The sequence below is a fragment of the Tsuneonella deserti genome (assembly GCF_014644315.1).
Lineage (GTDB): Bacteria > Pseudomonadota > Alphaproteobacteria > Sphingomonadales > Sphingomonadaceae > Tsuneonella > Tsuneonella deserti.
On record NZ_BMKL01000001.1, the window covers coordinates 459,212 to 478,599 of the forward strand.

General features: G+C 64.2%; 16 protein-coding genes and 1 pseudogene. 3 read left to right on the forward strand and 14 right to left on the reverse strand.

All coding sequences use genetic code 11. The annotated features are described in order from the left end of the window. Positions 1–66 precede the first annotated feature (66 nt). The 4 genes from IEW58_RS02050 to IEW58_RS02065 are packed head-to-tail and all read right to left on the reverse strand — an operon-like array spanning position 67 to position 4,219. The gene (locus IEW58_RS02050) at positions 67–357 is read right to left on the reverse strand and encodes a hypothetical protein (RefSeq protein WP_188643598.1); all 291 of its coding nucleotides are present in this window, start codon (positions 355–357) and stop codon (positions 67–69) included. After that, entirely contained in the window at positions 354–2,894 is a 2,541-nt protein-coding gene (locus tag IEW58_RS02055; protein WP_188643599.1) for a cbb3-type cytochrome c oxidase subunit I, read from the reverse strand. Before IEW58_RS02055 ends, IEW58_RS02050 begins: the two co-directional genes overlap by 4 nt. Further along, complete coding sequence (gene coxB, locus IEW58_RS02060; protein WP_188643600.1) at positions 2,891–3,829, reverse strand: cytochrome c oxidase subunit II; 939 nt, start codon at positions 3,827–3,829, stop codon at positions 2,891–2,893. Before coxB ends, IEW58_RS02055 begins: the two co-directional genes overlap by 4 nt. After that, positions 3,830–4,219, reverse strand: a complete 390-nt coding sequence (locus IEW58_RS02065; protein WP_229658391.1) for a c-type cytochrome — start codon at positions 4,217–4,219, stop codon at positions 3,830–3,832. A 3-nt stretch (positions 4,220–4,222) separates the two neighbouring features. On the opposite strand from IEW58_RS02065, the pseudogene IEW58_RS14060 reads away from it, so the two are divergent. Further along, a pseudogene (locus IEW58_RS14060) lies at positions 4,223–4,786 on the forward strand (c-type cytochrome); the annotation flags it as partial. Positions 4,787–4,799: 13 nt separating this feature from the next. Here IEW58_RS14060 and IEW58_RS13790 read toward each other — a convergent pair. The 6 genes from IEW58_RS13790 to IEW58_RS02095 all read right to left on the reverse strand — a co-directional run bounded on the left by IEW58_RS13790 (position 4,800) and on the right by IEW58_RS02095 (position 10,390). Further along, positions 4,800–5,471, reverse strand: coding sequence for a cytochrome b (locus IEW58_RS13790; protein ID WP_229658392.1), 672 nt, complete (start codon positions 5,469–5,471; stop codon positions 4,800–4,802). Beyond that, positions 5,468–6,205 carry a cytochrome c oxidase assembly protein gene (locus IEW58_RS02075; protein ID WP_229658393.1) on the reverse strand — a complete coding sequence of 246 codons (738 nt, stop codon included), beginning with the start codon at positions 6,203–6,205 and terminating at the stop codon, positions 5,468–5,470. Before IEW58_RS02075 ends, IEW58_RS13790 begins: the two co-directional genes overlap by 4 nt. Before the next feature lie 581 nt (positions 6,206–6,786). After that, entirely contained in the window at positions 6,787–7,419 is a 633-nt protein-coding gene (locus IEW58_RS02080; RefSeq protein ID WP_188643602.1) for a tyrosine-type recombinase/integrase, read from the reverse strand. Positions 7,420–7,692: 273 nt separating this feature from the next. Beyond that, on the reverse strand, positions 7,693–8,277 hold the full coding sequence (locus IEW58_RS02085) for an FMN-binding negative transcriptional regulator (protein WP_188643603.1): 585 nt from the start codon (positions 8,275–8,277) through the stop codon (positions 7,693–7,695). Next, the gene (locus IEW58_RS02090) at positions 8,274–9,212 is read right to left on the reverse strand and encodes an alpha/beta hydrolase (protein WP_229658394.1); all 939 of its coding nucleotides are present in this window, start codon (positions 9,210–9,212) and stop codon (positions 8,274–8,276) included. Before IEW58_RS02090 ends, IEW58_RS02085 begins: the two co-directional genes overlap by 4 nt. Continuing rightward, a complete protein-coding gene (locus IEW58_RS02095) occupies positions 9,209–10,390 on the reverse strand; it encodes a PepSY-associated TM helix domain-containing protein (protein WP_188643604.1) in 1,182 nt (393 codons plus the stop codon). The genes IEW58_RS02090 and IEW58_RS02095 overlap by 4 nt, the downstream gene beginning before the upstream one ends. Positions 10,391–10,654: 264 nt before the next feature. Here IEW58_RS02095 and IEW58_RS02100 point away from each other — a divergent pair, with 264 nt between their 5' ends. Continuing rightward, on the forward strand, positions 10,655–12,844 hold the full coding sequence (locus IEW58_RS02100) for a TonB-dependent siderophore receptor (RefSeq protein ID WP_229658395.1): 2,190 nt from the start codon (positions 10,655–10,657) through the stop codon (positions 12,842–12,844). A gap of 14 nt (positions 12,845–12,858) precedes the next feature. Continuing rightward, entirely contained in the window at positions 12,859–16,131 is a 3,273-nt protein-coding gene (locus IEW58_RS02105; RefSeq protein ID WP_188643605.1) for an amidohydrolase family protein, read from the forward strand. Here IEW58_RS02105 and IEW58_RS02110 read toward each other — a convergent pair. The 4 genes from IEW58_RS02110 to IEW58_RS02125 all read right to left on the reverse strand — a co-directional run bounded on the left by IEW58_RS02110 (position 16,097) and on the right by IEW58_RS02125 (position 19,254). Continuing rightward, on the reverse strand, positions 16,097–16,876 hold the full coding sequence (locus IEW58_RS02110) for an AraC family transcriptional regulator (RefSeq protein ID WP_188643606.1): 780 nt from the start codon (positions 16,874–16,876) through the stop codon (positions 16,097–16,099). The two genes, IEW58_RS02105 and IEW58_RS02110, sit on opposite strands and share 35 nt — an antisense overlap. Before the next feature lie 173 nt (positions 16,877–17,049). Then, entirely contained in the window at positions 17,050–17,370 is a 321-nt protein-coding gene (locus IEW58_RS02115) for a hypothetical protein (RefSeq protein ID WP_188643607.1), read from the reverse strand. Further along, entirely contained in the window at positions 17,339–17,920 is a 582-nt protein-coding gene (locus IEW58_RS02120) for a DUF5681 domain-containing protein (RefSeq protein WP_188643608.1), read from the reverse strand. Before IEW58_RS02120 ends, IEW58_RS02115 begins: the two co-directional genes overlap by 32 nt. Next, positions 17,920–19,254, reverse strand: a complete 1,335-nt coding sequence (locus tag IEW58_RS02125) for a site-specific DNA-methyltransferase (RefSeq protein ID WP_188643609.1) — start codon at positions 19,252–19,254, stop codon at positions 17,920–17,922. Before IEW58_RS02125 ends, IEW58_RS02120 begins: the two co-directional genes overlap by 1 nt. Positions 19,255–19,388 lie beyond the last annotated feature (134 nt).

A 19,388-nucleotide genomic window follows, 5' to 3' on the forward strand; every position in this document is an offset into this window, starting at 1 on the left:
TACGGCGACGGGCATGAACGAGCGCTCTCATCTGGCATGACGATGAGGTATGCCAAGGGCTGCTCTTCAAGCGAGAAGTGCTGGCAAACCCTGATAGGTAATTGCCACGATCGCGAGCGCGCAACCTGAGCGAGAAAGCACCGACAACCAGCCACCCAACGCGTCGGGTGGAGCCTCTGTACGGCGCACGAGAAACAACAGGATCAATCCCACAACACCCACGCTGAGCAAGGTGATCCCAAGCACCAGCCAACGCGCCAGTTCAGTTCCTGGAAACAGGCTCCCGATGATGTAGACCCCGAAAAAGTGGGCAGCCCAGACGAGGAGGCCCGCCAGAAGAAACATCCAGTTTTTCAAGAGGCAACCGCCGGGAAAATGCGCATAAGAATCGCCGTGGCCGCTCCTTGCGCGGCGGTGTACCAGATGAAAAGGCACACCACGTCGAAGGTGGTGTTGGCCGGCCTGCTCACCAGATTACGGCTGGTTCTCGCTGCGAGGTAACCGGCCATCAGGATGACGACAAAGACGAGGAAGGCCTGAAGCGCTAAGAACGCATATGCGAACGCGGCTTGGGCGGTAAGTTCCGGGTCGAAACCCTGAGCCTGCCAGCTGAGCCAATCCATTGTTAGCCCGGCCGTGACCAACATCGCTGCGAACAGGACTGCTGCGGTAGGGCTCCATAGGGTCGTGCCCTCTCGCGGGAGCAGACGTCGGCCATAAAGCACGAGAATGGCTCCGGCCGCATACAGGCCCGCGATCGGCGCAGCCCACCACCGTTGCATGGGCGGCGACCAGAACGATGGGTGGATGCCATAGACGAATAGATAGCCGAAGACCGCCATCAAGAAGATCATAGCAGCGACCACCAGCACGCACATTGTGGCCCACCAGCCGTGGCTGCTTGACCCGGTCCGATACGTGGGCAGAATGATGCCAGCTCCCACATCGACTTCCTCTTGCTCGACCGGCCGATCGGTGTCCCACAACCACCGCAGGATGGAGAACGTCGCCAGCGGCAGGCAGATAAGCGCAGGAGTATAGGCCTGCACCGTCAGCAGCAGGAAAAAGCCGGCGGTGAATGCCGCGGCAGACAGGGGCCACACCGACGGTCCCATCATGATTTGGAGATACTGCGGCTCGGCGCGAATCGGACTGGTGATCAGCGTTTCACGGAGACCGGTCGCGGAGTTGGGGAGGAAATAGCGCCCCGCCCCGACGTCCTCGCAGAGCTTGGGATCGTCCCACAGTGGCGTGCGGCTCTTCACCACCGGGATGCTACGCGTGGAGTAAAGGCCAGTCGGTAGCCATTCGAGCGTACCGCCGCCATAGATATTGCCGGCATCGTCCTCGACCGTGAAGCGGAAGTTGCGGGCGAGATCGACGAGGAAGACGAGCACGCCCGCACCCAGAATGAATGCACCCGCAGTCGAAATGAGATTGGTCCACTCCCAGTCCATGCCGGGCAGATAGGTGTAGACCCGGCGCGGCATTCCCATCAGGCCGGTTAAATGCATGGGCAGGAAGGTGACCTGCATGCCGGTGAACATCAGCCAGAACACCCATTTGCCCAGTCGTTCCGACAGGGGGCGTTTGCTGGTCATCCCGAACCAGTAATAGAATGCGGCGAAGACGGGAAAGACCGCGCCTCCGATCAGAACATAATGAAGATGGGCGACGATGAAGTGAGTGTCGTGCGCCTGCCAGTCGAAAGGGACCATCGCCACCATCACCCCGGTTAGGCCGCCCATTACGAAGGTGATGATGCCGCCCACCAGGAAGAGGGTAGGGGTGTTGTGGACGGCACGGCCGATCGCCAGCGTCGCGATCCAGCTAAACACTTGAATGCCCGCCGGAAGGCTGACCGCCATGCTTGCGGCGGAGAAAAATCCGACCGAGAGGCTCGGCATGCCAGTCGCGAACATGTGGTGGGCCCACACGCCGAAGCTGATGAAGCCGGTCGACAGCAGCGCGAGAACGATAAGCTGATACCCCACCAGCTGGGTCTTGGCGAGATTGGCGACCATCATCGAGACGAGCCCCGCCGCGGGCAGGAAGATGATGTACACTTCGGGGTGGCCGAAGAACCAGAACAGGTGTTGCCACAGCATCGGATCGCCGCCGCGAGCCGCATCGAAGAACGGCCAGTTAAGTGCCCGTTCCATCTCCAGCAGCAGCGTGGCGAGGATGACCGCGGGAAACGCGATCAGGATCATGCCGGCGAAGACCAGCATCGCCCAGGCGAACAGCGGCATCCGCGCCAGCGTCATGCCCGGCGCGCGGGTTTTGAGCACACCGACCAAGATTTCGATCGCGCCCGCGATGGCCGAGATTTCGATAAACCCGATGCCCAGCAGCCAGAAATCCGCGTTGATGCCGGGCGAATAGGTCATGCTGGTGAGCGGCGGATACATGAACCAGCCGCCGTTCGGGGCGAGGCCGAAGAAGATCGAGGCGAAGAAGCACAGCCCGCCGATCAAATAAGCCCAGAAGGCGTAGGCCGACAGGCGCGGAAACGGCAGGTCCCGCGCTGCCAGCATTTGGGGCAGCAGCATGACCCCGATCGCCTCCATGATCGGTACAGCGAACAAGAACATCATCACCGTGCCGTGCATGGTGAAGAACTGGTTGTAGGTTTCCTGCGGCAGGATGCCGAAAAGCGGCAGCGCCAGTTGCGCCCGCATCACCAGCGCCAAAACACCCGCCAGCAGGAAGAACAGGAAGGCCGCCGACACATACCACAGGCCGACATAGTTGTTGTTGACGATCGTCAGGCGCGCCCATCCCTTTGGGGCGGCCCACACGCGTTTCAGTTCCTCCAGTTCGCCCTCGGGTCGCGGCTCCCTGGTGGGGAAACGGTCGTACAGCGCCGGGTCGAAGCCCGTTTCGGACTTCACTTCTGCGCCTCAAGATATGTGGCCAACGTCGTCAGTTCCTCGCTGGACAGCACTCTATAGGGCGGCATGCGGTTGTTCGGCTTGATCGCCTGGCTGTTGGCGATCCAGCCCATCAATGTGCCCCGGTTGTTGGGCATAATGCCTGCACCAATCGTGCGGCGCGCGCCCATGTAGGTAAGGTCCGGCCCCGCAAGTCCGTTGGCGCCGGTGCCTGCGATCCGGTGGCATGCCGAGCACCCTGCGGTGTCGAACAGACGCGCGCCTTCGCCGCCCGCGACCTGCGGCGTGGCCTCGCGCCGCAAGCGTGCTTGCATGACCTGGGCAAATCGCGCCGGCGTGTGGGCAATCACGGTAAAGCCCATCAACGCGTGCGGGCCGCCGCAGAACTCGGCGCATTGTCCACCGAACACGCCTGGCGCATCCGCCTGGATTCGCATCAGATTGCGCCGCCCAGGGATCATGTCGAGTTTGCCCGAAAGGCGCGGCACCCAGAAGCTGTGGATCACATCGCCCGACTCCAGTTCGAGCACCACGGGCTGCCCCGCGGGAATGTGCAGCTCGTTGGCGTCCTGGATCACCGCATTGCCGGCTTCGTCGAGATAGGCGACGCGCCACCACCACATCTCGCCGGTGATCCGCACGCGCATTTCGTCGCCAGCGATGTCATCCGAAAGATGCCGTGTGAGCGACAGGCCGTACACTAGCAATGCGGTGAGCACGATCAGCGGAAAGGCCAGGCCGCCGATCCAGATCACCTTCTTGCCGCCAAGCTTCTCCTGCAGCGCGCGGCGGCCAAACAGCGCGATCCACAGCGCCGCCAGCACCACCAGCAAAACGCCGGCCCCCATGGCAAACAGGATCCAACTAAGCAGGGTAACCGAGCTAGCATAGGGACCTGCAGGGTCCAGAACGGGAGGCGGCCAGCCTTCGAACATCTACTCCGCCCCTTTTTCATACAAATACGTGGCGATATCGCGCGCCTCAACCTCGCTCACCGGCATGGCCGGCATCGCCGATCCGGGCACCAGCGCCGGGGCGTTGCGAATATATGCGGCCAGGACATCGGGACGGTTGGGCAGCTTTCCGGCGATCAGCGCCCGTTCGGCCATACCGTTTAGGGCAGGCCCGACTGTCCCCTTCGGCCAGCGCAAACCAGGAATCGTATGACAGCTACCGCAGCCCACCCGCTCGATCGCCGCAAAGCCTTTTGCCGGATCGCCCAACGGCATTGATTGGCGATCTTCGGGCGGAGGCTTGCAGGCGGCGAGCGCCAGCGAAAGCACTAGGCACTGGAACCCCGCGTTGCGCCCGGCGGTTAACTTCACGGAATGCTGCGGCGCGCCCTTCTCCTTTGCCTGACCACGGCGGTGCTGCACGCCTGCAGCGCAGCTAAGACCACCTCGCTCGAGCGTTTCGGCGAAAACGGAAGGATCATTGCGTTCAGCGGAGCCGGGGCTACGGCCGCGAACGCCTGCTTCGCGTGTCATGGGCTGGAGGGGCAAGGCAATGGCGCGGGCGCTCCGCGGCTCGCGAACCTCGATGCCGGATACCTTGAGCGGCAACTCGAAGCCTACGCGGACGGACGGCGGTATCATCCGCAGATGGCGTGGATTGCGGGGCAACTGGATGCGCGCGAGCGGCTGGCGGTCTCGTTGCATTACGCGGCATTGCCCTTCGAGGCCGAAGCCGCCGCCACGCCTGCGCGGGAGACGTCCAGCCTCTACCACCTTGGCGATCCCGCGCGCGGTCTGCCGTCTTGTGCCGCTTGCCACGGCGCCGCGGCACAAGGCATCGGTCCGGCCAATCCGCCGCTCGCGGGTCAGCCTCCGGCATATCTCGCGGAGCAGATGGAGCAGTGGCGCAAGGGCCGCCGCCGCACTGATCCGGGCGATGTGATGATGCGGATCAGCCAGCTTCTGACTCCCGCGGAGATCCGATCGGTGACTGCCTACGCCGCCCGGCTACCCGGTCGTCCTCCCAGTCCGGAATCTCAGGCAGCATCCCGCGCAGGACATCGTGCCGATCCCAGAAATGATGCTTTAGGGCCGCCCCTACATGTGCCGGAATCAGCAAGAGCAGCAGAATGACCGAGGCAGTGTGTAAGTCTTCGGCGATGTCGAGGATGATGAAGGCGGTCTGCGGCTCGAGCTGCGAAAACGGCAGCTGAGGCCAAGGGACAAAGCCGGCCAGATAAAGCGGACCGGGCGCGGCCACCGCAGACCACATCGCCCAACCGGACAGCGGAAGGCTGAAGAACGCCACGTAGAACAGAAACGCGGTCCAATGCGCAATCTTAGTCTGCAGGCCCTGCGTGTCGGCATCGTTGTAAGGGTCAGTGATTAGCACGCGCCAGATGATCCGCCCCATCGCAAGAAGCAGAACCGGCAAACCCGCGGCACTGTGAATTTGATACGCGGCAACTTTGTCGCCACCTGGCATCATCCAGTCGGTCCAGAACCCCCAGCCGATCTGGAACAACACCAGCGCCGCCATGATCCAGTGGAATGCAATGCCCACCGGGGAATAGCGGCCGCGCTCGGTGTAGCTGTTGCCCCACTCCCGCAGCCGCTCGATCATGCAATTGCTTCGCGATCTTCGCCGGTGAGCCACCGCCCGGCAACCAGCAGCGCCGCGGCTAGGTAAAGCGCGGCAGACGGCGCCCACATGATTAGGCCGGCGAGTTGCTGGTCCTCCAGCGGACTGTAGCCCCACGCCATGGTCGTGAAATAGTGCGGCACGTAAAGCGGTGCCCCGGCGAAAGTGATGAGCGCGCCGAGCAGGCCCATCTGGACGGTGCTGAAAAGCAGCGCCGCGACCGCGGACGGCGCGCTGGCGCGTCGCACGGCTCCCCAGAAACCCATCGCCGTGCTCAGAAGGGTGAGCTGCATCGTCCAATACACCAGGTCGCTGGATAGGGCCGCAGCGTACACAGTTGGCGCATGCCAAGCCCAGAATGTCAGTGTCTGGAGCCCCGTCCACATCAACAGCGAGCCTGGCCAGCGCAGCTTTTCCAGCGGCAAGGCATAGACCACCAGCGGCGCGACGACGGCGGCCAGCACCACATGATGCGCCACCCGGGCAGAGAATAGCGCCGAGCTCAGCGCACAGAACGGCGACACGAACAGCAGCAGCGCGATTGCGATGACAGCCGCGCTTAGCACCGGGCGCCGGCTCGTGCGCGACAGCACGACCGCTGCGCCTGCCAGTGCCAGCAGCAGAAGCGAATCGAGGTTCCACCGCGCGAAAAGTTCGTCAGGAACTGGCGCAGCGCCGCAATAGGGAGCCCACGCCCGAGGCACGGCCGGGATCACTGTGGCGGCGCCGCCGTGCGAGCTCCCGCTTGGCGCGCCGGCGTCACCCGCCACAAGGTGTTGGACAGATCGTCGGCGACAAGCAACGCGCCGCGTAGCAGCGTGCCCAGAAATAGCGGGACGCTCGTCGCAAACAGAACTGAATGACCGGGCCGCGCCGGTATAGGGCCAGATGGCGTGATCAATTTAAATCCCCTTCATCCCCTGTGATCCGGCGCACGCCTCGACCGTGGTTGCTGACGTTGGCAGAGATCAGTCTCTCACGTCGCTCGCGCGAGTCATTTCATTAATGCACAAAAACGGATTTCGTTCTCGACCCTGGCCGATGCAGTCGATACGGTGGCACATGCGACGCTGACGGCACAATGATTGGCGCCACAGGTCAAACGATGAGCGGTGCCCGGGAAACGTTCACTATATCGCTCTTCAGCCCCAACCTGCCAGTCCGCAAGCAGCCCAGATACTGCTGCTTCATTGCTTCGCCGCCAATGTCCGCTTTCCACCCAGAGGTGGTCATTCGTCGAAACTTGGCGCTCGCTTGAAAGCGGTCGACCGCAGTGGACGGCCGACCGCAGCTTAGGTTAGATTTCGGTGCGCTCCGCCAGCAGCAGGGCGTCTTCAACGTCGACCCCGAGATAGCGAACCGTATTCTCGATCTTGGTGTGACCCAGCAGTATCTGGATTGCGCGGATGTTGCCCGTGGCGCGGTAGATCATTGCGGCTTTCGTCCGGCGGAGCGAGTGCGTGCCGTACTCGGATTTCCGCAGGCCGATTGCTGTCACCCACTCATCGACCAAACGAGCGTACTGGCGCGTGCTCATGTGACCGGCGTGATCGATCCTGCTTGGAAAGAGATAGTCGGTGATCGAACCGCAGCGTCGCTCCAACCATGAAAGCAGCGTTGCACGAACATCCGAGGTCAATTCGAACTGGACCGGGCGGCTGGTCTTTTGCTGAATGACGATTGCCCGGGTGCGGACGTCGGTCCCAGCTACGACGTCGCCAATCTTGATCTTGACCAGGTCGCAGCCGCGCAGCTTGCTGTCGATTGCGAGATCGAATAATGCCTTATCTCGCAGTCGGCCCTCTCGATCGAGGTGGAAGCGGATCGCCCAAATCTGCTTCTGCGTCAGGGGTCGCTTCGTACCAACGGTCTTGCCAGCGTTCCATGCTACACGGGCCTGCATGCTTGGGTCGAATCTCGAATATCCCATTGTCGTTCTCCTCGGCCTTGATTGGCCATGAGGAAAACGGTCGCAGCTCGGCGGCTAGTGGGCCGATAGCGGACAGGCAGCTTCGAGGCGAAATCTCGTCCAACCGGCCCTTCCCATGACGCCGGGTTTCGGCAGCTGGCTATACTATAATTCTCCTGCAAGATTCCCTTGGCCACCACCTAACAAGGAGCGTCGATCAGTTCGCAAGCGCCAGACACGAGATTTTGAAGCCAAAAAGCAAGCCCAAGGACTTCCAGTTCCGTGGCCAACAAATCAATAGTCTCGTCCGTACCGGGTCATCCATTCGCCTAAGTTAGTCCCCTCCAGCGCTTTCGCGATGCTTGCAAAGTCATCCGGCTTTTCATCCTGCCCCAATTTCAGGCGAAGCGAGGTATCACACGCGACTGCGCGAAACCCGATGATTTGCGCAATCAGATCGTCCGCCCGCGGTCCGAGCTCTTCAATGCGCCAACCGGCCCTGCCTTCCATATGCGCGACGACGGCCTCAACGCTGGGCCGGGTCAATGCATCGTCGAGGGCCACGGGGCCCGTCAGCTTTGCCGAGGCGAAATTCCAAGTAGGAGCCCAATCGCGCCTGCCCGCCATCGCAGGCGAAACGTATGCATTCGGCCCAAGAAAGAGAAAGCTCGCCGCCGGCTCAAGCCCTAGCACATCTGTGGCAGGCGCACGCCGCGGCAGGTGGCCCAGGAGTGAAACGGTACGAACTTCACGTTCCAGAACCACCGGCATCAGTATCGCCGCGTCTGGCGCGGCGTGTGGAACGATCCAGCATATCGGGTTCTGGCCGATCAGGGCATCCAGTCGGTCGTCGGGTAAGGTGGAAAACGGATCGCTCACGGAGCCAGAACAGCCTTCAGCCAAGCTGACGCGTCTCCCAGTGCGCGGTCGGCAAGTTCCGAGATGCTGACCGCCTCGAGAAAGCTGTGAGTGGCGCCGGGGTAGATCTCCGATGTCACGTCCACACCGGCGGCTGCCAGGCGGCGCGCCATCTCTCGGTTTTCGTCAGACAGAATGTCGCACTCTGCGATGCACAAGAAAGTTGGCGGCAATCCGGTCAAGTCCGCGAGTAAGGGGCGTGCGAGGGGGTCCGGTGAGCGATCCTCGCCGCGGTAGTTGCGCCAGAACGCGTCCATCTCGGCCGGGTCGAGCATGTATGCTTCGTGCGAAAATCTTGCGTGACTGTCGCGCTGCTCCTCGTCGAATGCGCCGTAATTGAGCAATATTCCCCGCACCATCGGCTCGCCGCGGTCGCGCGCGCGGATCATGCTCGAGATCGAGAGATTGGCACCCGCGCTGTCCCCGCCGATCGCCAGCCGATCCCTATCGAGCCCCGCCTCGTTCCCCTCGCTCGCGAGCCAGCCGAGCACTTCGGCGATCTCGTCGAGTGCCAGCGGGAAGCGGGCCTCTGGTGAGAGGCTGTAGTCGATCCCTACAACCGCGCATCCCGCACGACCCGCGTATTCACGCATAAGCCGGTCATGAGTGTCGAGGCTGAAAGTCGTCCAGCCGCCGCCGTGCAGGTAAACCAAGGCCGGCAGCATAGTATCCTGAACCGGACGATGTATCCGAACCCGCACGCCGGACGCACCGATGTGCCGCTCCTCGGTCGCTGCCATCGTGGGCCCGCCCTCGCGCCATGGGGCCCGCACCACTTCTGCGGCCGCGCGCCGCTGCGCGAGGTCGAAGTCTCCAGCGCCGAGCACTTCCATGTAGCCCGCGCCTACGCGGCGGACGAACTCGCGAACCTGCGGGTCGATGTCATTCCCGTTCACGCCGTGACCTTTCGTTGCTTCGCGCGCCGGGCCGCGACCCGAGACTTGCGCTTTTTCCACCAGATGTAGAGTCCGGTCAGCGCTTGCAGCAGCGTGACCAGGCCGAGGACGAACACCAGCGCGATCGTGGTCACGCCGAAGATCTCGCCGCTGTGCAGCGGGTAGATTACCCGGATCGCCTTCAGTCCCATGCTGTCGTTGTAGGGATCAACCTGATGGCGATAGGCGCCGGTGTCGGCATCGACGTAATAGTCGACGGGACCGAGGTTCGAATAGTCGAGCACCCCATCGGGCGAGAACTTGACCCCGTAGAAGTTCCAGTCCGGCAGGTAGAGCATCGTGGCGGGCTGCCATGCGAGGCCGGTGCGCCCGGCGTGGGCGCGCGCGGCTTGCAGGCCTTGTGCGAATCCCAGCCGCGGTTCGGCCGGTTCCCGCTCCGGAGGATCATTGTCGAACAGGTCGTGCTTGAGCGGCCAGAGCTTGGTGACCGTGGGCGCGTAGGCCTCCCCGAAGAAGTTCATAGCCGCCGAGGTTGCGGCGAGCAGCAGGATCAATGGGAACAGCCAAAGCGCTGTCGAGCGGTGCAGGTCGAGCAGCAGGCGCGGCATCGGGCTCGACCGGCGGAATTGCCAGGTCCGCTTCCAATTGCCCCAGAACGGCTTCCGCTCGGGCAGGGTCAGGTAGAAGCCTGCCAGCGAGGACAGGAGCCAGCCAAGCGCAACGACCCCGAGGAACCAGCGGCCAGGGATGCCCGCGACGAGATCGAAGTGAAGGTCTGCCACGCCCTTGACAAAGTGCCGTCGCCCAATCCCCGGCTCGGTGGTGCGCGCGCCGATCGTGGCGCCGGTAACGGGGTCGATAAAAACTTCGTCGAAGCCCGGGGTGGGCTGGCCGGCCTTCGGCGCGACAGACACCTGGATCGCGCGGCGCTCCCCAGGGTGCAGCGGGAAGCTTAGGGCCTGGAGAGTGGGATGCGCCGCTGACCAGCGGGTGACTGCTGCAACGCTCGCTTCCGCCGAGACCGCAGAAGTTGGCGCGTCGAACAGGTCGCGGTTGAGGGCGTGGTCGATCGGCCCGCGGAACACGAGGATGCAGCCGGTGATCGATGCGACGGCCAGGAAGGTAAGCGTGACCAACCCGGTATACCTGTGAACTTGCAGCAGGACGCCACGTAACATTATCGTACCTCTATCCCGAGTACCGATGTAGCGGCGACTGGCTCACCCGTCATCGCACGGCGGGCCATTCACCATCGCGTAAGGGACACTGTATGCTATTGCAATTGGCTCGCAATAGCATACAGTCCGTGCGAATACGCGGCCGGGGTGAATAAGCCGCCCCTGTGGCCGATTCGGAATGATGTTCGGCCCTAACTCGCAAACATCGTGCGCGAAGGTAGGGTATCTCCGAATACTTAGGGCAGCAGGCTTAGGGGGCTTACCATGCGCAGTTTCTCCACACTTCGCTCGAGCACGACACTTGCAGCGATCGCTTCGTCGATGCTGTTCGCCGGCTCCCCGGCGTTCGCGCAAGATACAGGGGTAGCCGATCCAAGCACCGGCGAGGGGGTGGAGACGGTCGCGACAACCAACGAGTCCGGCGACCGCGTGATCGTCGTCACTGCCAAGAACTATGTCCCGCAGGGCGCCTCCACCGCGACCAAGAGCGACATCCCGCTGGTCGAAACGCCGCAGTCGGTAAGCGTCGTAAGCCGGGACCAGATCGATCTTCTCAGCTTCACCGATGCCCAGCAAGCCGTGCGCTATGTTGCTGGCGCCACGGGCGAGAACTACGGCGCCGACCTGAGGTTCGATTTCATCCAGGTGCGCGGTTTCCCCCCCAAGCAGTTCGTCGACGGACTAGCGACCCCGGTCACCTCCACGATCTTCTCGAACGGGCTCGATCTGTACGCTTTCGAGAGCCTCGACATCCTCAAGGGCCCGGCTTCTGTGCTCTATGGCAGCGCACCGCCGGGAGGCATCTACAACCAGACCAGCCGGCGTCCTTCGAGCGACTTCGGCGGCGAGGTGTCGCTCAAGTACGGCGAGGACGACTACAAGCAACTCGGCATGACCGCCACCGGGGCTGCGACGGACTGGCTCGACCTGCGCGGCACGGTGATGATCCGCGACCGCGATGCCGAGCGCGATTTCGTCCACGCCCGGCGCATATATGCGGCTCCGGCGGCCACGATCCATCTCGGTCCAGATACGCGGCTAACCGGCCTTGCATATTACCAGTATGACGAGGTCAACGGCGACACCAACGGTTTCCTGCCGGTGCAGGGGACGCTCCTGCCCAATCCCAACGGCCCGATCCGTCGGGACGTGAACCTGGGTGAGCCCGACTACAACCGCTACGAGCGTACCCAGTGGGGCGCAGGCTTCGAGTTGGCGCACGATTTCGCGGGTAGCTGGAACGCCACCATCAACGCGCGCTGGTCGGACTATTCCGAAGCGCAGGACGTGATTTTCAACTCCTTTCTCAACGCCGACAACCGGACCATCACGCGGTCGATTTTCCCGTATGCCGAGGACGTGAAATCGTTCGCCATCGACGGGCGGGTTGCGGGCAAGTTCGGCACCGGCGCGATCGAGCACAACGTGCTGGCGGGCATCGACCACCGGAGTGCCGACAATAAGGCATTCTTCGGATTCCTGTTCGGCGCGGGCGGCACGATCGACATCTACCACCCGGTTTACAATGTCGGGCAGCCGTTCCCCCGGCCGGCAGCCGACATCGCCTTCGCAGACCAGAATCTGAACCAGACCGGCGCCTATCTGCAGGACCAGATGGCGATCGGCGGGTTCAGGCTCCTGCTGTCGGGCAGGTACGACTGGGTCGACCTCGTGTCTTTCGGCGCCAACTCCGACCAGCACAAGTTTACCTGGCGCGCCGGCGCGAGCTACGTGACCGAGTTCGGCCTGGTGCCCTATGTGTCTTACGCCACCTCCTTCGAGCCCACTCTCGGCGTCGACGCTGCTGGCGACCCGTTCCGTCCGACATCGGGCGAACAATTCGAAGGCGGTATCAAATACGACGGACGCGGCCTCGGTCCCGACGTCGACCTGCTCGCCACGGCGGCGCTGTTCAAGATCAAGCAGAAGAACGTGACGAGTGCTTCGTACGGCCCGGTCACCGCGCCACCGATCGGCTCGACGCAGAGCGGCGAAGTCGAGGTACAGGGCGGGGAGATCGAGTTCGTCGCGCGCATCCGCAACCAGCTCGCGATCAACGGCTCGTATTCGTACAACGACAGCGAGGTCACCGCGAGTGAGATCGCTGTCGAGATCGGCTCGCCGCTACCTGTCACTCCCAAGCACAAGGCTTCGCTGTTCGCCGACTACACCTTCCAGCGTGGCGGATTCGCCGGCTTCGGCTTCGGTGCGGGCGTTCGTCACGTCAGCAAGAGTGCCGGCAGCCTGCCGGGACCGTTCAACCCGGTCGTCTACTTCAGCGACAGCGCAACGCTGTTCGATGCGATCCTGCACTACGATACGCCGGAGTGGCGTTTCGCGATCAACGGCTCCAATGTGTTCGACAAGCGTTACGTCGGGCGCTGCGCCGGGCCCAACAACTGCTCGTTCGGCTCGGGTCGGCAGGTGATCGGAACCGCGACTTTCAAGTTCTGAAGGTGCACGAGGGAATGGTGAAGAAGGGCCGGCGACTGAGGCAATCGGTTGCCGGCCCTTTGCTTGCACTGGCCCTTGCCGGAACCGCTTCGGCGCAAACGCCGCCCCCCAATGAGACCGCGCCGCCGGCCCGGGTCAGCGATCAGCCCACTCCACTGGAGCCCGCCCCATCCGGACTCCCGCCCACGCCGCCCGCGCGGCCGAGCCAGACGCTGCCCCTCGTGCCGGCGCGCACTGCCGAGTTCACGGTCGAGGAAGTCACCGGCCTTCAGCCAGACATCGCGCCCGACGGCCGCACGATCGTGTTCGCGATTTTGGGCGATATCTATTTACTCGATGCCAGCGGCGGCGAGGCGAAGGCCATCACCCGCGGCCTGGCGGTCGATACCCAGCCGGCCTTTTCGCCTGATGGCCGCTGGATCGCCTTTCTGTCCGACCGATCCGGGGCGGAGAACCTGTGGGTCATGCGGCCCGACGGTTCGGAGGCGCGGCAGGTGACCTTGCGCGACGACGACCCGATCTTCGCTTCACCTGCGTGGAGCGCGGACGGACGGACTCTGCTCGTCTCCCGCTACCGCCCCGACCGCAATGCCTATGAGCTGTGGCGGTACCGGGTAGAAGGCGGCGCGGGCGAGGTAGTCGTGGCCAATCGCCCTGACGGGGCGGACGGACCGCTCCGGCACGCGCTGGGTGCGGTCGCCACGGCCGACGGCCAGTGGATCTACTTTGCGGCTCGCGAGGGCGACCTCGACCTCGCCGAGCCGGTCGAATGGCGTATCGCGCGCATGCCGGCAGGCGGCGGCGCGAGCGAGACCGTGGTCAGCGCCGTGGGCGATATCCGGCTCGGCAAGGTCCAGTCGAGCGCCTTTCGCCCGGCGCTGTCGCACGATGGACATCTGCTCGCTTACGTCCAGCGGCGGGTCGGCAAGACGTGGTTGCGGCTGCGCAACCTTGGCAGCGGCGAAGAGCGGGACCTTACAGAACTCGACCCGGATTCGTTGCAAGCTTCGTACTGGAGCGACGTTGCGCCGCATGTCGCTTTCGCGCCCGATGATGGATCGTTGATCTTCGCGCGCGCCGGCAAGCTTGCGCGCTTCAAACTCGCGGACGGAGCGATCATCGAGATTCCGTTCACCGCGAAGGTCGAACAACAGCTCGGTCCGCTCACGCGCGCGCCGGTGCGGGTGGAGACCGGGCCCGTCCGCGCACGGATAGTGCAGGCTCCGGCATTGTCGCCCGATGGCCGCACGTTCGCCTTTTCTGCGCTGGGCAAAGTGTACACGATGCCGGCCGCTGGCGGACCGCCGACCGCCATCGCGCCAGACCTGCCGCCGCAATTCCATCCCGCCTGGTCCGCAGATTCGAAGCGGCTGCTGTTCGTAACCTGGACCGGTCCGGCAGGCGGCCATGTCTGGGAAACGAGGATCGGGGCAGGAAAGCCCAGCCGGCTGACCGAGCGCGACGCATTCTACACCCACCCGGTCTATGCGCCCGACGGGAGCGTGATCGTAGTCCGCTCGCCGAGTGCAGAGCGGCGCGCGCATTATGTGGAATTCGGCCAGATCCGCGATGCCGAACTGGTCTCCCTCAAGAGCGGGGCGGTGCTTTCGCGAGGATTAATGGGAGGCACGCCGCATTTCCTTGGCGATGATACGCTGTTGATCAACCGGTCCGACGGGGTCCATCGCGCGGACGACGACGCGCGCATCGCCAGCGTTGTCGGACCGAACTGGTATTTCGCCGAAGGTTCGGCCCAAGCCGACGACTTGCGCGTCAGCCCGGATGGTCGCCACGCTCTGGCCCAAATCGCGCAGCAACTGTTTCTCGTCAGCCTGCCCAATGATGCCGCTCCGGTAGACCTGTCGGACGGCGGAGCGGGACATGAGAAGCTGACTGACGTCGGTGCCGACTACTTCGGCTGGAGCGCCGACGGCCGGGAGATGTTCTGGTCGGTGGGCTCGACTCTCGCGCGGCGCGAGCTGGCGGGCGGAGGAGTCTCTTCCGTCGAGGCGGTAGTGACCGCTCCGCGCGACATGCCGGCGGGTCACCTGCTGCTGCGCGGCGCGACAGTGCTGAGCATGGGTCCGGCGGGTGCCATGGAAGACGCCGACCTGCTTGTGGACGGCAACCGCATCGCGGCGATCGGTCCGCGCGGATCGCTGGCGGTGCCGGAGGGCACGTCCGTCCGCGACGTCTCCGGCAGCTTCGTCATCCCGGGCCTCGTCGACGTACACGATCACGTCGCCGACATCCGCCGCGATGTACTCGATTTCGCAGCGTGGGGCCCGGCGGCCAATCTGGCCTATGGAGTGACGACCGCATTCGATCCCTCGACACTGACGATCGACATGCTCGCTTACCAGGATGCGCTCGACGCAGGCCTGACGACCGGTTCGCGCATCTTCTCGACGGGCACCGCGATCTTCGCGTTCAACGACTTCCGCTCGCCCGAGCAGGTCGATGCCGTGCTGCGCCGCTACCGCGACCGTTACCGGCTGAGCAACGTCAAGATGTACCGCTCGGGCAACCGCCGGGTGCGCGAATGGATCGCGCAGAGCGCGCTCACGCTAGGCATCCAGCCGACGACCGAGGGCGCGCTCGCCGCCAAGCTCGACCTAAGTCACATTCTCGATGGATATTCGGGCAACGAGCACGCGATCCCGCCGCCGGTTCTGCACGACGACATGGTCCAGCTCCTGGCGCGGAGCGGCACCAGCTACGACCTGACGCTACAAATCACGCACGGCGGTTACCCTGCGCAGGATTTCTTCATCGCCCGCGATGCGCCTCATGATGACCCGAAGTACGCCCGCTTCGCCCCGCCGTGGTTTCGCGACCAGAAGTTCTGGCAGCGGGAGTGGCGCGATCCTTCGGGTTATCTGTTCCCCCGCATCGCCGCCAGCGCGCTGGCCGTAAAGCGCGCAGGCGGCCTAGTCTCGATCGGTGCGCACGGCGAGGTTCCGGGGCTGGGCACGCACTGGGAGATGGAGGCCCACCAGATGGGCGGCTGGACTCCGGTGGAGGTTCTCGAGGCCGCCACGATCCAAGGCGCGCGCACAATCGGCCGCGATGCCGACCTCGGCTCGCTGGAGCCCGGCAAGGTGGCCGACCTGGTGGTGCTCGACAAGGACCCCCGGCTCGACATCGCCAACACCCGCGCCATCGCCTGGGTGATGAAGAACGGGCGGCTTTATGCGGGCGACGACCTCGCCCAAGTCTGGCCGGTCGCCGCGCCCCCGCCGGAGTTCTGGTTCAGTCCTCCCGCTCCTCACGCGGACGCGCGATGAACGCACTGGGCGCGAGGCCGAACACCCGGTGGAACGTGGCGGTGAAGGCGCTCGCGCTCTCGTAGCCGACATCGTAGGCTACTGTGGTCACCGACTGGCCGGCCTCAAGTTTGGGGATCGAAGTCATCAACCGCATACGCTGGCGCCAGGTCGCGAGGCCCGCGCCCGTTTCCCGCCGAAAAGCCCGAGTGAACGTGCGACGGCCCATCGCCGCGAGCGATGCCCATTCGTCGAGGTCGCGGTCGTCGGTGGGATCCTCGATCAGCGCGTGGCAGACGCGCATGAGGCGTGCATCCTGCGGCATCGGCATATCTGTTGGCGTGGCGGGCATGCGGCGGACTTCGGATAACAGCAGGCGCGCGATTTCACCTTCCCGCCCGTCGAGATCATAGTCCGGCTCGAATCCACCGACCTCCATGATCAGCGCGCGCACGAGATCGGACACCTCGATCACCCGCGCCGCCTGCGCCGAGCGATCGAGTGCGGGATCGATATAGAGAGTGTGGGACGACACCGGGCCGCGGCAACGCACCTCGTGCTCGGTTCCCGCGGGTATCCAGATCGCCCGCCGTGGGGGAAGCATGAACACCGCATTGGAAATGACCACCAGCATGACACCCGCGGTACAGTAGGTGAGCTGGGATCGCGGGTGGCTGTGCGGCGGGTCGAGCATTCCCGCCGGGTACTCGTCAGCGAAGCCCATTATGGGCCGGCTTGCGAGCGGATAGTCGATCGAGTGTTTCATCGGACCGTGGCAGTCTCACCCGCGCCATCGACTTCGTCAACGTAGTGCTCGACGCAATAGGCTCGGCCACGATAGAGGGGCGCCGCGATGTTGCGTACCTCGACTGCTTTTGCGAGGCGGTAGAGGCGGCTCGAATGGCGGGAAATGAGGGCGCGAAGCGGACCTCATAGAGCTCAGTCGTCGACGTAATCCCCCCACTTCCTTTTGCCCTTGGACCGCTTCCGGTCCTGGATGAACGCCTCGAGGGTCTTGCCCTCGCGCGAGGCGCCCTCCCGGTACGAGCGGTTCTGGAGTTTTGCCTTGTATCGCGGCGGGAAGCTGTCGTTGATGATGTCGAAGATGCGCTGTTCGAAGTGCCATTCCTCGAGGCAGCGCGCCTTGTGTTCATCTGAGCGCGATCGCCGATACCTCTCGGCGAACGAGTTCACCTCTGCCTGGGCCTCGTCACGCCGGGCAATGCGCTCATCCCACGACCGTTTCTCCCGCTCGTCCATCGGGCCTTCGGTGCGTACGTGGCCGGTACGCATGTCGATGATGACGTCCTCGGGGTGCGGAATGGGATCTGTCAATGCCGAGCCTGCGACGACGCTCGAGTTCGTCGGTCCAGCGCTGCTTGTATTCGAAAGCGTTCTCGAGCGCACTGTAGTGGTCGTTCGCGCGCCGCCCCTCGACCTCGCGCACCAGTTCCGCAAGCGCGCGCTGCGACAGGCGACTTCCCTTCATGGCCGAGATCGCCAGCGAACGCATCGCCGCCTGGATGGCGGGCAGCTCGATGACCCTGTCGCCCTCCCTGATCGTCACCGGGCGATAAGCTTCCTCGAGAATGAGGCTGTCGGTCGGCTTGGTCGCCGGATCGTATGGCTTGGGCCTGTTCTTCGCTCCCCGCGGGCGACCACCGGGATTACCCGACCTGCCCTTCTGGAACCGGTGCTGGGTAGGGGGCTTGCCGTACCCGACATCGTACGGGACCGGCAGTTTGCTATTGCCCGCCGGCTTGCCGTCTCGCTCGTCGCCTTCGTCCGCGGCGATTGCCTTGCTCGCCATCAGGCGGCCTCGCGGCCGAGGTCAGGACCAAGGCGGGCCTCGGTCACGGCTTCGAAGGTCTCTCCCGTCACGGTTAGTGTGGCGCGCTTGCCGGTGTAGGCTTCCCAGCGCCTGACGATGGTGTCGCAATAGAGCGGGTCGTACTCGATCAGGCGCGCCGAGCGCCCGGTCTTCTCGGCCGCGATCAGCGTACTGCCCGACCCACCGAACGCATCGAGCACGATCTCGCCGCGCTTCGAGCAGTCGCGGATGGCGTCAGCGATAAGCGCGACCGGCTTTACGGTCGGATGCATCGCCAGCTCGTCCGAGCGGTTGGCGCCGATCGAACTGATCCCGGCGTAATCCCACACGTTAGTGCGGTAGCGCCCGGTCTGGCCGAGGCCGAAGCTGTTGGTGTGCTCGGCCGTTCCCTGCTTGAACACGAAGACGAGCTCATGCTTTGAACGGTAGAACGCGCCCATCCCGCCGTTGGTCTTGTTCCACACGACGAGGTTCTTGAACTCGGTGAAGGCTTCCTCGCCGGCGGCGAGCAGCTCGCCCATGTGGCGCCAGTCCATGCAGACGTAGGCGATAGCCCCGTCGCGCATGACCGAGGCGATGTTGCCGAGAGTCTCAGAGAGGAACCCGGTGAACTGCGTCCGGCTCATCTCGCCCGAAGCAAAGGCGAACTCGCGGTGTTTGACCGTGCCGAGACCGCAGACGTTGCCGTCGATCTTCACGTTGTACGGCGGATCGGTGAACACGAGGTCAGCCTCGTCGCCGCCCATCAACGCCTCGAAGTCGACCGCGCTCTTTGCATCGCCGCAGAGCAACCTGTGTCGTCCGAGGTGCCAGAGGTCGCCGCGGCGCGAGACCGCGGGACCGCTGGCGATGACGACCGCATCGTCGGCCGCATCGCGGCCATCGGGATCCGCCTCCCCGGCTTCCTCGATCACGAAGTCGACCTCGGCGAGGCTGAACCCGGTGAGCTCGACATCGAACTCGAGATCGACCAGCGCCTGGAGCTCGATCGCGAGGATCTCCTTGTCCCATCCGGCATTGAGCGCCAGCTTGTTGTCGGCCAGCACGTAGGCGCGCCGCTCGGTCTCGGAGAGATGCGAGAGCGCGATGGTGGGCACGGTCCTACGCCCGAGCAGCCTGGTCGCTTCAACCCTGCCATGGCCGGCAATGATCTCGCCCTCGTCCGACACGAGCACCGGGTTGGTGAACCCGAATCGCTCGATCGACGCGGCGATCTGCTTCACCTGCTTCTTCGAATGCGTCCGCGCATTGCGCGCGTACGGACGGAGCGAGGTGATCGCCCGCTCGACAATTGCCTGTGTAAGTCCCGTCATCAGTGCCCCCTGTGCGAACCCCGCGCGCAGCAAAGCGCGCCAGTTTCCACGAGCACAGGAAGCGAGATATAACTAGACCAGAAGGGGAACATACACCGTACAAAAAGCACGGTCAATCGCATTTTTGTGGCTGA

What these genes read in the sequence shown, in the direction of transcription:
- IEW58_RS13790 (WP_229658392.1), bottom strand. Translation starts at nt 5,471, where the DNA reads ATGATCGAGCGGCTGCGGGAGTGGGGCAACAGCTACACCGAGCGCGGC.
- IEW58_RS02115 (WP_188643607.1), bottom strand. Translation starts at nt 17,370, where the DNA reads ATGGACGAGCGGGAGAAACGGTCGTGGGATGAGCGCATTGCCCGGCGT.
- coxB (WP_188643600.1), bottom strand. Translation starts at nt 3,829, where the DNA reads ATGTTCGAAGGCTGGCCGCCTCCCGTTCTGGACCCTGCAGGTCCCTAT.
- IEW58_RS02100 (WP_229658395.1), top strand. Translation starts at nt 10,655, where the DNA reads ATGCGCAGTTTCTCCACACTTCGCTCGAGCACGACACTTGCAGCGATC.
- IEW58_RS02105 (WP_188643605.1), top strand. Translation starts at nt 12,859, where the DNA reads ATGGTGAAGAAGGGCCGGCGACTGAGGCAATCGGTTGCCGGCCCTTTG.
- IEW58_RS02125 (WP_188643609.1), bottom strand. Translation starts at nt 19,254, where the DNA reads ATGACGGGACTTACACAGGCAATTGTCGAGCGGGCGATCACCTCGCTC.
- IEW58_RS02080 (WP_188643602.1), bottom strand. Translation starts at nt 7,419, where the DNA reads ATGGGATATTCGAGATTCGACCCAAGCATGCAGGCCCGTGTAGCATGG.
- IEW58_RS02095 (WP_188643604.1), bottom strand. Translation starts at nt 10,390, where the DNA reads ATGTTACGTGGCGTCCTGCTGCAAGTTCACAGGTATACCGGGTTGGTC.
- IEW58_RS02120 (WP_188643608.1), bottom strand. Translation starts at nt 17,920, where the DNA reads ATGGCGAGCAAGGCAATCGCCGCGGACGAAGGCGACGAGCGAGACGGC.
- IEW58_RS02110 (WP_188643606.1), bottom strand. Translation starts at nt 16,876, where the DNA reads ATGAAACACTCGATCGACTATCCGCTCGCAAGCCGGCCCATAATGGGC.